Source organism: Streptomyces changchenzhani, from assembly GCF_039766235.1.
In the GTDB taxonomy this organism is placed as follows: Bacteria; Actinomycetota; Actinomycetes; order Streptomycetales; family Streptomycetaceae; genus Streptomyces.
The window spans coordinates 227,879-240,574 of sequence record NZ_JBDHNH010000011.1; the positions used below are offsets into that span (position 1 = coordinate 227,879).

At 70.0% G+C, this 12,696-nt stretch carries 11 protein-coding genes; 8 read left to right on the plus strand and 3 right to left on the minus strand.

What is annotated here, in order from left to right:
* The first annotated feature begins 51 nt into the window (after positions 1 to 51).
* The 3 genes from ABCR94_RS31230 to ABCR94_RS31240 all read left to right on the plus strand — a co-directional run bounded on the left by ABCR94_RS31230 (position 52) and on the right by ABCR94_RS31240 (position 2,983).
* Positions 52 to 1,509 (plus strand): aldehyde dehydrogenase family protein, encoded by a 1,458-nt coding sequence (locus ABCR94_RS31230; protein ID WP_347123930.1) that lies wholly within the window; start codon positions 52 to 54, stop codon positions 1,507 to 1,509.
* Positions 1,510 to 1,661: 152 nt separating this feature from the next.
* A complete protein-coding gene (locus tag ABCR94_RS31235) occupies positions 1,662 to 2,216 on the plus strand; it encodes a DinB family protein (RefSeq protein ID WP_347123932.1) in 555 nt (184 codons plus the stop codon).
* Between the two features lie 125 nt (positions 2,217 to 2,341).
* Positions 2,342 to 2,983, plus strand: a complete 642-nt coding sequence (locus ABCR94_RS31240) for a PadR family transcriptional regulator (RefSeq protein WP_347123934.1) — start codon at positions 2,342 to 2,344, stop codon at positions 2,981 to 2,983.
* An 83-nt stretch (positions 2,984 to 3,066) separates the two neighbouring features.
* Here ABCR94_RS31240 and gad read toward each other — a convergent pair whose 3' ends face one another.
* Positions 3,067 to 4,506 carry a glutamate decarboxylase gene (gene gad, locus ABCR94_RS31245; protein WP_347123935.1) on the minus strand — a complete coding sequence of 480 codons (1,440 nt, stop codon included), beginning with the start codon at positions 4,504 to 4,506 and terminating at the stop codon, positions 3,067 to 3,069.
* 134 nt (positions 4,507 to 4,640) lie between these two features.
* Here gad and ABCR94_RS31250 point away from each other — a divergent pair, with 134 nt between their 5' ends.
* Together ABCR94_RS31250 and ABCR94_RS31255 are read left to right on the plus strand one after the other, a co-directional pair.
* Positions 4,641 to 5,399, plus strand: coding sequence for a MerR family transcriptional regulator (locus ABCR94_RS31250; protein WP_347124069.1), 759 nt, complete (start codon positions 4,641 to 4,643; stop codon positions 5,397 to 5,399).
* 160 nt (positions 5,400 to 5,559) lie between these two features.
* On the plus strand, positions 5,560 to 6,255 hold the full coding sequence (locus ABCR94_RS31255; protein WP_347123937.1) for a DedA family protein: 696 nt from the start codon (positions 5,560 to 5,562) through the stop codon (positions 6,253 to 6,255).
* A 61-nt stretch (positions 6,256 to 6,316) separates the two neighbouring features.
* On the opposite strand, the gene ABCR94_RS31260 is transcribed toward ABCR94_RS31255, so the two are convergent.
* Complete coding sequence (locus tag ABCR94_RS31260) at positions 6,317 to 8,002, minus strand: threonine/serine exporter family protein (protein WP_347123938.1); 1,686 nt, start codon at positions 8,000 to 8,002, stop codon at positions 6,317 to 6,319.
* A gap of 255 nt (positions 8,003 to 8,257) precedes the next feature.
* Positions 8,258 to 8,752: an inorganic diphosphatase gene (locus tag ABCR94_RS31265; protein ID WP_283516579.1), complete on the minus strand. Its 495-nt coding sequence runs from the start codon at positions 8,750 to 8,752 to the stop codon at positions 8,258 to 8,260.
* A gap of 101 nt (positions 8,753 to 8,853) precedes the next feature.
* On the opposite strand from ABCR94_RS31265, the gene dacB reads away from it, so the two are divergent.
* The 3 genes from dacB to tilS all read left to right on the plus strand — a co-directional run bounded on the left by dacB (position 8,854) and on the right by tilS (position 12,690).
* Positions 8,854 to 10,266, plus strand: a complete 1,413-nt coding sequence (gene dacB / locus ABCR94_RS31270) for a D-alanyl-D-alanine carboxypeptidase/D-alanyl-D-alanine endopeptidase (RefSeq protein ID WP_347124070.1) — start codon at positions 8,854 to 8,856, stop codon at positions 10,264 to 10,266.
* 76 nt (positions 10,267 to 10,342) lie between these two features.
* Positions 10,343 to 11,476 carry an Rv3626c family coenzyme F420 biosynthesis-associated protein gene (locus tag ABCR94_RS31275; RefSeq protein ID WP_347123940.1) on the plus strand — a complete coding sequence of 378 codons (1,134 nt, stop codon included), beginning with the start codon at positions 10,343 to 10,345 and terminating at the stop codon, positions 11,474 to 11,476.
* 176 nt (positions 11,477 to 11,652) lie between these two features.
* Positions 11,653 to 12,690: a tRNA lysidine(34) synthetase TilS gene (gene tilS, locus ABCR94_RS31280; RefSeq protein ID WP_347123941.1), complete on the plus strand. Its 1,038-nt coding sequence runs from the start codon at positions 11,653 to 11,655 to the stop codon at positions 12,688 to 12,690.
* Positions 12,691 to 12,696 lie beyond the last annotated feature (6 nt).

Sequence of the window (12,696 nt, forward strand, 5' to 3'; positions counted from 1 at the left end):
ACCCGTACGATGACGCCACGTCATGCGTGAGTCCTGCGACCAAGGGGTGTCATGTCCTTCTTCACCGAGCTGGCCAGTCAGTACATCGACGGTGAGTGGAGGGCGGGCAGCGGCTCCTGGGACATCATCGACTTCAACCCGTACAACGGGGAGAAGCTGGCCTCCATAGCTGTGGCGACCGCCGACGAGGTGGACCAGGCCTACCGGGCGGCGGAGCGCGCGCAGGTGGCCTGGGGCGACACCAACCCGTACACCAGGCGGCTGGTCTTCGAGCGCGCCCTGCGGGTCGTCGAGGACCGCGAGGAAGAGATCGTCGAGGCCATCGTCGAGGAGCTGGGCGGCACCCGGCTCAAGGCGGCCTTCGAGCTGCACCTCGCCAAGGAGTTCCTGCGCGAGGCGGTCCAGCTGGCGCTGCGGCCCGAGGGCCGCATCCTGCCCTCGCCGACGGACGGCAAGGAGAACCGGGTCTACCGCCTCCCGGTCGGCGTCGTGGGCGTCATCAGCCCCTTCAACTTCCCCTTCCTCCTGTCGATCAAGTCCGTCGCGCCGGCCCTGGCACTCGGCAACGCCGTTGTCCTCAAGCCGCACCAGAACACGCCGATCGTCGGCGGCTCCCTGGTCGCCAAGGTCTTCGAGGAGTCGGGCCTGCCCGCCGGGCTGCTGAATGTCGTGATCACCGACATAGCGGAGATCGGCGACGCGCTGATCGAGCACCCGGTGCCCTCCGTCATCTCCTTCACCGGCTCGGACAAGGTCGGCAAGCATGTCGCCACCGTGTGCGCGGCGAACTTCAAGCGGGCCATCCTCGAACTCGGCGGGAACAGCGCGCTCATCGTGCTGGACGACGCCGATGTCGACTACGCCGTGGACGCCGCGGTCTTCAGCCGGTTCGTGCACCAGGGACAGGTCTGCATGGCCGCCAACCGCATCCTGGTGGACCGCACGGTGGAGAAGGAGTTCACCGAGAAGTTCGTCGCCAAGGTGAAGACGCTGAAGGTCGGCGACCCCGCGGACCCGCAGACCCACATCGGCCCGCTCATCAACTCCTCGCAGGCCGAGATGGTTTCGGCGCTGGTCACCCATACGGTCGAGGCGGGCGCGACGGCACTGCTGCACGGGCAGACCGTGGGCAACCTGGTGGCGCCTTCCGTGCTGACAGACATCGCGCCCGGTTCGCCGGTGCTCTCGCAGGAGATCTTCGGCCCGGTCGCGCTCATCGTCCCGTTCGACGGCGAGGAAGAGGCGATCCGGATCGCCAACGACACCCCGTACGGCCTGAGCGGCGCGGTGCACACCGGGAACGTCGAGCGTGGTGTGCAGCTGGCCAAGCGCATCAACACCGGCATGATCCACATCAATGACGGCACGGTCCATGACGAGCCGATCGTCCCGTTCGGCGGCGAGAAGCACTCGGGTTCCGGGCGGCTGAACGGCGAGTCGATGATCGAGGCGTTCACCACCCAGAAGTGGATCTCGGTGCAGCACGGCCGGTCGAGGTTCCCCTTCTGAGCGGGCCGATTCTGAGCGGGCCGATTCTGAGTGCGCTGAGTGCGCTGATTACGCGGCTTGCGCGGCTTGCGGACAGAACCTGACCGCAAGGGTTCGTAGCGTGGAGGCATCTTCTCCGACTCGAACCTCGAACCTCGAACAAGGCGGACATCATGGTCACTCACGTTCCGGCAGAGGCATCCGGCGACGAGCGCGGCGCGCTCCTGGCCTTCGTGGAGGCGCAGCGCGGGGCGGTCCGCCGTTCCGTGCTCGGTCTCACCGACGAGCAGGCGGCGACCCGCCCCAGCGCGAGCGAGCTGTCGCTCTCCGGGTTGCTCAAGCACGTCGCCGAGATGGAACTCAACTGGCTGCGGATGGCGCAACAGCGCCCGAACGAAGCGGCGCGCACCGAGGCGACCTGGGGCGACAGCTTCCGCCTGGTCGGCGACGAGACGGTGGCCGGCGTGCTGGAGTTCTGGGCCGGGGTGGCGGCGGAGACGGAGTCGTTCATCCGTGAGGTCCCGAGCCTGAACGACACCTTCCCGCTGCCCGAAGCGCCCTGGTTCCCCAAGGACGCGGAAGTCTCGATGCGGTGGCTGCTGCTGCACATGGTGGAGGAGGCGGCCCGCCACGCGGGCCACGCGGACATCGTCCGCGAATCCCTGGACGGCAAGGGCGCGTTCGACCTGGTGGCGCAGGAGCGGGGCGGCGGCGAGGGCTGGGGGTAGACCCCTGCGCACAGCGCCGCAGGCACCGCACCCGCACCCGTCCGCCACACCAGCGCACCGATAAGCTAGTCAAAATTGAGTAGCCCAAACGGGGCAATGGAGCAAAGAACGAAAGGTGCGCTGCGATGTCAGCGATCCGCCTGCTGGTACTCGGCGCCGTCCGTCAGCACGGGCGGGCGCACGGCTACCAGGTACGCAACGACCTGGAGTTCTGGGGCGCCCATGAGTGGTCCAACGCCAAACCCGGGTCGATCTATCACGCACTGAAGCAGCTGGCGAAGCAGGAGATGCTGCACGCCCACGAGATCGCCCCGAGCACCGTCGGCGGCCCGCCGCGCACCGAGTACGAGCTCACCGACAAGGGCACCGAGGAGTTCTTCGCGCTGCTCCGCGAGGCCTTGACGACGTACGACCAGAAGATGGACGTGCTGTCGGCCGGGGTGGGATTCATCGTCGACCTGGAACGGGCCGAGGTGATCGAACTGCTCAAGCAGCGGGTGCGCGGCCTTGAGGCGTGGCGTTCCTCGGCGACGGACTTCTACACACCCGAGGACGGCCCCGAGTCGCTGGGTCACATCGGCGAGATCATGCACATGTGGGTGCACTCGGCGGACGCGGGGGCCGAGTGGACGCGCGGCCTGATCGAGCGGATCGAGGCCGGCGCGTACACCTTCGCGGGGGAGGGTGAGCCGGTGTTGGGGGTGCTCAAGGACGGAGATGAGAACCCGTACGCGACGGGCGTGCCCCATGAGGGGGATCTCCTCTAGTCAAGTTTGATGAATGTGGGTGGCGAGTAGGGGACAGCGCCGCACCCGCCCCCCCCCCCCCCCCCCACACACACGCACCGCCATCAGTGATGGAACGAAGACTTCGCGCGTCCCGCCGCCCCCGCCGGCTCCGCCTGCCCCCGCAGCTCCGGAAGCGAATCCCGGAGCGCTTCGAGCAGCAGCGCCGCCAGATCCGCCGAGAACCCGTTGCGGCACACGATCCGCAGGACGGACAGGTCCTGCCGGTTCGCCGGGAAGGTGTACGCCGGCACCAGCCACCCCCGCTCCCGCAGTCGCCGCGACACGTCGAAGACGTCGTAATTGCGTACCTCCGGCGCCGTGGTGAACGCGAACACCGGCAGTTCGTCGCCCCGCGTGAGCAGCCGGAAGTCGCCCAGCGCCTCGATCCGCTCCGCGAGCCCCATGGCCACGTCCCGCGTCGTCCGCTGCACGGCCCGGAAGCCGTCCCGGCCGAGCCGCAGGAACGTGTAGTACTGCGCGACCACCTGCGCACCGGGCCGGGAGAAGTTGAGGGCGAAGGTCGGCATGTCGCCGCCGAGGTAGTTGACCCGGAAGACCAGCTCCTCGGGCAGCTCTGCGGGGGAGCGCCACAGGGCCCAGCCGACCCCCGGGTAGACCAGGCCGTACTTGTGCCCCGAGGTGTTGATGGACGCCACCCTCGGCAGCCGGAAGTCCCACACCAGGTCCTCGTCGACGAACGGCGCGAACATCGCGCCCGACGCCCCGTCGACATGCACCGGCACATCGAGCCCCGTCCGCTCCTGGAGCGCGTCGAGCGCGGCGCAGATCTCGGCGACCGGTTCGTAGCTGCCGTCGAAGGTGGAGCCGAGCACGGCCACCACGCCGATGGTGTTCTCGTCGCAGAGGTCGGCCGCGGCCTGCGGGTCGAGGTGGAAGCGGTCGCCCTCCATGGGGACCTGCCGCGCCTCGACCTCCCAGAAGTTGCAGAACTTCTCCCAGCACACCTGGACGTTGACGCCCATCACCAGATTCGGCCGGGCGCTGCCCGGATAGCGGTCCGCGTTCCGGTTGGCCCAGCGGCGCTTGAGCGCCATCCCGGCGAGCATGCAGGCCTCGCTGGACCCGGTCGTCGAGCAGCCGACGGCGGTCGCCGGGTCCGGTGCGTTCCACAGGTCGGCGAGCATGGCGACGCAGCGCTGCTCCAGCGCGGCGGTGCGCGGGTACTCGTCCTTGTCGATCATGTTCTTGTCCCGGCACTCGCTCATCAGGACGTCCGCCTGGGGTTCCATCCAGGTGGTGACGAAGGTGGCGAGGTTGAGCCGGGAGTTGCCGTCGAGCATCAGCTCGTCGTGGACGAGTTGGTACGCCGTCGAGGGCGGCACCGGGCCGTCCGGGAGGCGGTGCGTGGGCGGGGCGGATTCCATGGCGCCGACCGGGTCGGCCGCGCCGTAGAAGGGATTGAGGGAAAGTCTGCGGTACTGCTCGCTGGTTCCCTCGGCCTTGCCGTCCAGGTGCCCCGGGCCGCCCTTGTGAAGTGCCATGCACTCACCATAACGGGACATAAGCCGCATGATCGTGTGGCGTAAAGGCTTGCATCTCACGTGACGTGAGGACCCAGGCTGAGGTGCGTCCAGCAAAGTGCTGAGCGGGAGACGAAGGAGCGGAAGACGTGACCGTGAGCTATTCCGTGGGACAGGTCGCCGGATTCGCCGGAGTGACGGTGCGCACCCTGCACCACTACGACGAGATCGCGCTGCTCTCCCCGAGCGGCCGCAGCCACGCGGGCCACCGGCGTTATGACGACGCCGACCTCGACCGGCTGCAGCAGATCCTGTTCTACCGGGAGCTCGGCTTCCCGCTCGATGAGGTGGCGGCCCTCCTGGACGACCCCGCCGCGGACCCGCAGGACCACCTGCGGCGCCAGCACGAGCTGCTGTCCGCCCGGATCACCAAGCTTCAGGAGATGGCCGCCGCCGTCGAAACCGTCATGGAGGCGAAAAAGATGGGCATCAATCTCACCCCCGAGGAGAAGTTCGAGGTCTTCGGGGACCACGACCCGGAGGCGTACGCGCAGGAGGTCGAAGAGCGCTGGGGAGGCTCCGACGCGTACCGCGAGTCCCGGCGCCGCAGCGCCTCGTACACCAAGGAGGACTGGCAGCGGATCCAGGCCGAGGCCGACGCCATCAACCGCCGCTTCGTCGCCCTGATGGAATCCGGCGCCGAGCCCGAGTCCCCGGCCGCGATGGATGTCGCCGAGGCGCACCGCGGCTGGATCAGCGCCAACCACTACACGTGCAGCTACGAGATCCACGTCGGACTGGCCGAGATGTACGTCGCCGACGAACGTTTCACGCGAAACATCGACCGGATCAAGCCAGGCCTGGCGGCCTTCCAGCGGGAGGCGATGCTGGCGAACGCCATCCGCACCATGTGAGACGGCAAATGAGCGCCATGCAAGCAGGCACGTGGGGGGCTCCGCCCCGGCCCGGGGCGGAGGATTGGCTGAGGAACACTGGAACCAGGCGGGGCCCGGCCACGTTGTAGCTTTGGCAGCAAGCCCGCCGCTGACGATCCCACCCTGGAGCCCGGTACCCGTGAATACGCTGTCGCTCGGACCGAGCTGGCTTGAGCCGACCTACCTCCTTGAGCAGTTCGGGCTCGCCGGTCTGCTGCTCATCGTCTTCGCCGAGTCCGGGTTGCTCATCGGCTTCTTCCTGCCGGGCGACTCGCTGCTGTTCACCACCGGCATCCTGGTGACCACGGGCGTGCTCGACACCCCGTTGTGGCTGGTCTGCACGCTGGTCGTCCTGTCGGCGGTCATCGGCGACCAGGTCGGCTATCTCTTCGGCCGCAAGGTCGGCCCGTCGCTCTTCAACCGGCCGGACTCCAAGCTCTTCAAGCAGGAGAACGTCCAGAAGGCGCACGAGTTCTTCGAGAAGTACGGCCCCAAGTCCCTGATCCTGGCCCGCTTCGTGCCCGTCGTGCGTACGTTCACGCCGATCATCGCCGGCGTCAGCAAGATGAACTACCGCTCGTTCGTCACGTTCAACATCATCGGCGGTGTGCTCTGGGGCGCCGGCGTGACACTGCTCGGCGCCGCCCTGGGCAACGTGCAGTTCGTCCACGAGAACATCGAGGCGATCCTGATCGGCATCGTGCTGGTCTCGGTGCTGCCGATCGTGATCGAGTTCCTGCGCGCCCGCAGTAAGAACAAGAAGGCGGCGGCCACCGCGGCCGACGGCCAGGACGGGCTGCCCCCGACCTCGCGCGGCCGCCACGCCAAGCGCTGAGGCGCCGTAGCCCCACAGCACTGAGCCGATAGTAGATCAGACGCGCTGAGCCGGTAGGAGATCAGAAGCCGCGCGTCCGCTTGGCCGCGCGGCGGCTGGCTCCCCGGCCGGTCCCCGGCGTCTTGAGGAACAGCCGGGAGATCTCGCCGCCCAGGTTGACCCCGATCGCGATGGCCAGCGCCAGCGCGGCCGCCTTCGACAGCGAGGTCATCCCGGCGTTCAGGTCGTTCTGCGCGATGCCGAGCAGACCGAAGTACGTCGCGGAGCCCGGCAACAGCGGACCGATCGCCGCCGTGACGTACGGCAGCGCGGACGCGTACTGGTAGCGCGAGAACAGCTGGCCGAAGAGGCCCACCAGACCGGCGGCGACGGCGGTCGACGCGACCGGTGAGATCCCGCCGACGTTGTTCATCGCACCGTAGATGAGCCAGGCCACCCCGCCGTTCAGGGTCACCATCAGCACGGTGTTGCGCTCCTGCTGGAGCAGGATGGCGAAGGCGAACGACAGCAGCATCGACGCGAGGATCTGGGTCACCGGACGCTCGGTGCCCTCCAGGGCCGTGGCCGGGTGCAGCTCGGCGTGCAGCTGCAGGCCCAGATAGAGCACGATCAGCACGCCCATGACGATCGCGATGAAGAAGTACATGACTTCGAGCAGTCGCGCGGACGCGGTGATGTAGTAGCCGGTCAGGCCGTCCTGCACGCCCGCCACCAGGGCCCGCCCCGGCAGCAGCGCGAAGAGTCCACCGGTGATGACGGCGGACGGCTGGGTGTCGAACAGCGAGGTCGAAGGCGCCAGCGTGAGCGCGACTCCTATCGCGGCGGGCGGCATCGCCGCCACCACGAACTGGTAGAACTCCGGGATCCCGCGCCCCGCGAGCACCCACGCGAGCCGGTCGCCGAGCATCGCGCCGACCATCGCCGCCAGGAAGACCACCGGACCACCGCCGACCAGCACGGAGGCCGCGCCGGCCAGCAGCCCACTGGCCCCCGTCAGGGCCCAGCCCGGGTACGGGTGGCGGTTACGGCGGATCTCCGCCAGCGTGCGGTACGCCTCTTCCAGCGTGACGTCGGTGTCCGGCGACGTGATGTCGTCGATGAGGTGGTAGACGGCCGCCAGCCGTGTGTAGTCGGTGCCCCGCCTGCGCACGGTCCTGCTCGCCGTCACCGGGTCGTCCACCAGCGACGGCTGGTAGGAGATCGACAGCAGGGTGAACGTGACGTTCGGCTCGCAGCGGTCGAGCCCGTACGCCCGGCTGACCCCGAACATCGCGGCCTCGACGTCCTCGGCGCCCTCGCCGCCCGCGAGCAGCAGCTCACCGATACGCAGCGTCAGGTCGAGCACGCGCGGCACGGCGGGCCCGGCGTCGTCGTGCCGCTGCACCGGCTCCGTGACGGGCCGGTCGCCGACCGGCATACGCAGCAGGGTGCGCATCCGGTCCTGCCAGGGCGCCTCCTTGGTCAGCCGGATCACGGGGATGCCGTGGGCCGGGGTGAAGGTGGGCGCGTTGCGGACGCTGTACGTGCTCGGCGTGTCGAACGCCGACGCCTCGGGCGGGGTGGGCAGTTCGGTGGTGAACCCCTGCGGCAGCGCGAACTCGGAGGTCGGGTGTTCCTCCTCGGCCAACTCGGGCTGCCGTCCGCCCGACGGCGGCGTGAAGGCGCTGCGCGCCTCGTCCGACTGCGGCTTGCGGTCGTCGGGCCCGTTGTCCTCGGCCCCATGACCGCCGCGCTTCGGCTCAGCCACCACTTGCCCCGCTCCTTGCCCTGCTCGTTCTTGCCGTAGTGCTTGTTGTCGTTCTTGTTGTCGTTCCTGCTGTCGTACGTCGCGCTCGTTGCAATCGTTCGCTTCGCCACGCTCGCGATCGCCCGCAGGCCCAGTATGCGGAAGCGGGCCTTCAGGTCACGCAGGACCCAACACGCGGCGGGCGGCGCACCCCCGTTGGGGTGCACCGCCCGCCGCGCTGCCGGACGAGCCTGGGCTCGTCGGTTTCGAACCCTGTCAGTGCTGGCCGCCCTGCGCCTGCAGGCGCTTGTACGAGGCCTCGACCTCGGCCTCTGCCTCGGTGCGCCCGACCCAGTCGGCGCCTTCCACCGACTTGCCGGGCTCCAGGTCCTTGTAGACCTCGAAGAAGTGCTGGATCTCCAGGCGGTCGAACTCCGAGACATGGTGAATGTCGCGCAGGTGCTCGACACGCGGGTCCGACGCCGGGACACAGAGCAGCTTGTCGTCGCCACCGGCCTCGTCCGTCATCCGGAACATGCCGATCGCGCGGCACTTGATGACACAGCCCGGGAAGGTCGGCTCCTCCAGGATGACAAGGGCGTCCAGCGGGTCGCCGTCCTCGCCGAGGGTGTTCTCGACGAAGCCGTAGTCCGCCGGGTAACTGGTCGAGGTGAAGAGTCGACGGTCAAGGCGGATCCGACCGGTTTCGTGGTCCACCTCGTACTTGTTCCGCGAACCCTTCGGGATCTCGATGGTGACGTCGAACTCCACGGGTGGCTCCTCCATGATCAGCACATACTTCGGGTGGTTAAGTGTCCCTCACGCAGGTGTGTGGTTGCGAAAGGGGCTGGTCCGCGGTGCCGGAGTGGAAAATGTGGCAGCTCGCGACGGGCGCCGCCGTGGTCGGTCTCGCCCTGTCTGCCGGGACGGTGGCCGCGGCAGGCCCCTGGGACTCCGGTCAGCGTAAGGCCGAGCGGGAGTGGGCCGCGTCCCAGGACCGTACGGGTGGCGCACATCACGAGACACCGGCGCGCGACACCCCCGCGCCCGCCCCCAGCGCCGCCGGCGTACTCGCCGCGCTGGGCGCCCCCGTGCCGCCGCCCGCCAAGAGCGGCGTCGCCGACGCGCTCGGGCCCCTGCTGTACGACGACCCCACGCTCGGCAAGATCCGCACCGCCTCGGTGATCGACACCGCGACAGGCACCCAGGTGTACGGGAGAGGGTCCCGGGACCCGATGACCCCCGCCTCCACCGTCAAGATCGCCACGACGTTCGCCGCGCTCTCCGCGCTCGGCCCCGACCACCGCATCGCCACCACCGTCACCGCCGTCCCCGACGGCCGGCGGATCACGCTGGTCGGCGGCGGCGACCCGACGCTCGGCCGGGCCGGACTGCGCGCCCTCGCCGACGACACGGCCAGGGTGCTGAAGGACCGCGGCGTCGGCGAGGCGGAGATCAGTTACGACACGACGCTCTACTCGGGACCCGAGCTTCACCCCATCAGCCCCAACGAGAACATCAGCCCCGTCAGCGCGCTCATGCTCGACGAGGGCCGGCTCGACGGCTCCCGCAGCGGCCCCGCCCCGCGCACCGGCGACCCCGCGGGCGACGCCGCCCGCGCCTTCGCCGAGCTGCTGCGGGAGCGCGGTATCAAGACCAAGGGCGACCCGGCCGGCGGGAAGGCCCCGAAGGGCGCCGAGCCGGTCGCCAAGACCCTCTCCGAGCCCCTGTCCGCCCTGGTCGAGCGCGCCCTGACCCACAGTGACAACGACATCGCCGAGGCCCTCGCCCGCCAGACCGCCCTCGCGTCCGGTCAGCCCGCGAGCTTCGAAGGAGCGGGCCGGGCGGTCAGGTCCCGGCTGAAGAAGATGGAACTGCCACTGTCCGGAGCCCGCTTTGCGGACGGCAGCGGCCTCGACCGGGCCGGCCGGATCTCCGCGGCCCTCCTCGCCCAGTTGCTGGCCCGCGCCGCGGACCCGGCCCGACCCGGCCTGCGCCCCGTCCTGACGGGCCTTCCGGTGGCCGGGTTCAGCGGCACCCTCAAGAGCCGCTACCGCGAGGAATCACCCGGTACGGGCATGGTCCGCGCCAAGACCGGCACCCTCACCGGGGTGAACACTCTGGCCGGCACCGTCGTCGACGCGGACGGCCGGCTCCTCTCGTTCGCCTTCCTCTCCTCGGGCGCCACGACCCCCGACGCGGCCCAGTCCGCCCTCGACCGGCTGGCCTCCACCATCGCCAACTGCGGCTGCGCCCCCTCCGAGGGACGGCCGGGCCGCAAGTGAACCCCGAGGAACTTCAGGGTCGCGGGTGCTGGGCAACCCCTCACCGCGGGCGGGTTGGACCACGTACGGTTGGCGCATGACGAGCATCGGTGGTGCGGAGATGGTCGACTGGAATCTCGCGGTGGCGACCGCGACCCGGCTGGTTAGGCCGGGCCCCGACGTGAGTCGTGACGAGGCGCGTGCCGTCGTCGCGGAGCTGCGTCGGCATGCCAAGGCCGCGGAGGAGCATGTGCGCGCCTTCACGCGGATGATCCCCGAGGGGCACGAGCCGGAGAACACCCCGGTCCTGGTCGTCGACCGGGCCGGCTGGATCAAGGCGAATATCGCCGGGTTCAGGGAGCTCCTGAAGCCCCTCCTCGACAAGATGCAGGAACGCAGGGGCGGCGGCCCCGGCGGCGCCGTGCTCGGCGCGGTCGGCGGCAAGGTGACCGGCGTCGAGGTCGGCATGCTGCTGTCGTTCCTCGCCTCGCGCGTCCTCGGCCAGTACGAGACCTTCGCCCCCGCGAGCCGTGAGTTCCCGGCCGGGGCCAACGGCGGCGGGCGGCTGCTGCTCGTCGCCCCCAACATCGTGCACGTCGAGCGCGAGCTTGAGGTGGACCCGCACGACTTCAGGCTCTGGGTCTGCCTGCACGAGGAGACCCACCGCACCCAGTTCACGGCCGTGCCCTGGCTGCGCGACCACCTGGAGGGCGAGATCCAGGCGTTCCTCGGCGAGACCGAGGTCGACCCGATGACCGTCCTTGAGCGGCTGCGCGAAGCGGCCCAGTCACTGGCCGGCGGCCGTCCCGAGGGTGAGGAGGGCGAGGACGAGGGCCGCAGCCTCGTCGAGATCGTCCAGACCCCCGCGCAGCGCGAGATCCTGGGCCGGCTGACCGCCGTCATGTCACTGCTCGAAGGCCACGCGGACTTCGTGATGGACGGCGTCGGCCCCGACGTGGTGCCGTCCGTCGCCGAGATCCGCGAGAAGTTCCAGCAGCGCAGGGCCAAGGGCGCCGGCCGCCTCGACCAGGCGCTGCGCAAGCTGCTCGGCCTGGACGCCAAGCTGCGCCAGTACCGCGACGGCGAGCGCTTTGTTCGAGCCGTGGTCGAAGAGGTCGGAATGGACGGCTTCAACCGGATCTGGACCTCTCCGAACACCCTCCCCACCAAGTCGGAGATCGCCAAACCGGCGGACTGGGTCGCGCGGGTGCACCGTAAGACAGAGTCGTAAATCCGATGCGGCCGACGGCAGAAGAACGCCCCTTGAATCACCCATCCGAGGGACCGTGAGGGCTGGGTAGGCGTGCAATGCTCGGGTATTGGCTCGGCTCTGTCACCATCAACGCACTCTGAGTGACTGGCTTTTCCTCCCGAGGCACCCTCCCACTTCACCGAAGGGCACCGGATATGGGTCCCCATCCTGCGGTCGCAGCGATACGCCTGGCGGTCCGCCGCGTACTTCACGACGTACTGAACGACATCCCCGCACACGCACTGTCCGCCTCGCACGGCGGCGCGCACGAACTGCCGCCGACGCCGCTCGTGCTGGTCGCCTGCTCCGGCGGCGCCGACTCCATGGCCCTCGCCTCCGCCCTCGCCTTCGAGGCGCCCAAGCTCGGCTTCAGGGCCGGCGGCATCACCGTTGACCACGGCCTTCAGGGCGGCTCCGACCTGCGGGCCTCGGAGGTCGTCGAGCGGCTCGACGCGCTGCGGCTCGACCCCGTCGAAGCCGTCGCCGTGACCGTCGGGCACAGCGGCGGGCCCGAAGCCGCCGCCCGCGACGCGCGCTACGCCGCGCTGGACGACGCCGCCGAGCGCCACGGCGCCGCCGCGGTCCTGCTCGGCCACACCCGCGACGATCAGGCCGAGACGGTCCTGCTCGGCCTCGCCCGCGGCTCAGGCATCCGCTCGCTCTCCGGAATGGCGGCCGTCTCGGGGGCGGCCGGCCGTTACCGGCGGCCCTTCCTCCAGATCGACCGGCAGACCGCCCGCAAGGCCTGCCTGGTCCAGTCGCTTCCCGTCTGGGACGACCCGCACAACACCGATCCCGCGTACACCCGCTCGCGGCTGCGCCACGACGGGCTGCCGGCGCTGGAGAAGGCGCTCGGCAAGGGCGTCGTGGAGGCGCTGGCGCGTACGGCGCAGCTGTCCCGGGACGACGCCGACGCCCTGGACGCCTGGGCCGCCCAGGCGGACGCCTCCGCACGGGACGAGATCGGGCAGCTGGAGTGCGCCAAACTCCATGTCCTGCCGTCGGCCGTGCGCCGCCGGGTGCTGCGCCGCGCGGTCCTCGCCGCGGGCTCTCCGGCCGGGTCCCTCTTCGCGCGGCACGTCGAAGAGGTCGACCGGCTGATCACCGGCTGGCGCGGGCAGGGAGGCATCAACCTGCCCGGCCGGGTGGAGGCGCGACGCCAGGGTGGCAGACTGGTCATTCGGCAGGGCTGAGCCGAA

Excerpts from the sequence above, each read along its gene's own strand:
- ABCR94_RS31235 (WP_347123932.1), top strand. The coding sequence starts at position 1,662 with ATGGTCACTCACGTTCCGGCAGAGGCATCCGGCGACGAGCGCGGCGCG.
- ABCR94_RS31275 (WP_347123940.1), top strand. The coding sequence starts at position 10,343 with ATGACGAGCATCGGTGGTGCGGAGATGGTCGACTGGAATCTCGCGGTG.
- ABCR94_RS31230 (WP_347123930.1), top strand. The coding sequence starts at position 52 with ATGTCCTTCTTCACCGAGCTGGCCAGTCAGTACATCGACGGTGAGTGG.
- gad (WP_347123935.1), bottom strand. The coding sequence starts at position 4,506 with ATGGCACTTCACAAGGGCGGCCCGGGGCACCTGGACGGCAAGGCCGAG.
- ABCR94_RS31240 (WP_347123934.1), top strand. The coding sequence starts at position 2,342 with ATGTCAGCGATCCGCCTGCTGGTACTCGGCGCCGTCCGTCAGCACGGG.
- tilS (WP_347123941.1), top strand. The coding sequence starts at position 11,653 with ATGGGTCCCCATCCTGCGGTCGCAGCGATACGCCTGGCGGTCCGCCGC.
- dacB (WP_347124070.1), top strand. The coding sequence starts at position 8,854 with ATGTGGCAGCTCGCGACGGGCGCCGCCGTGGTCGGTCTCGCCCTGTCT.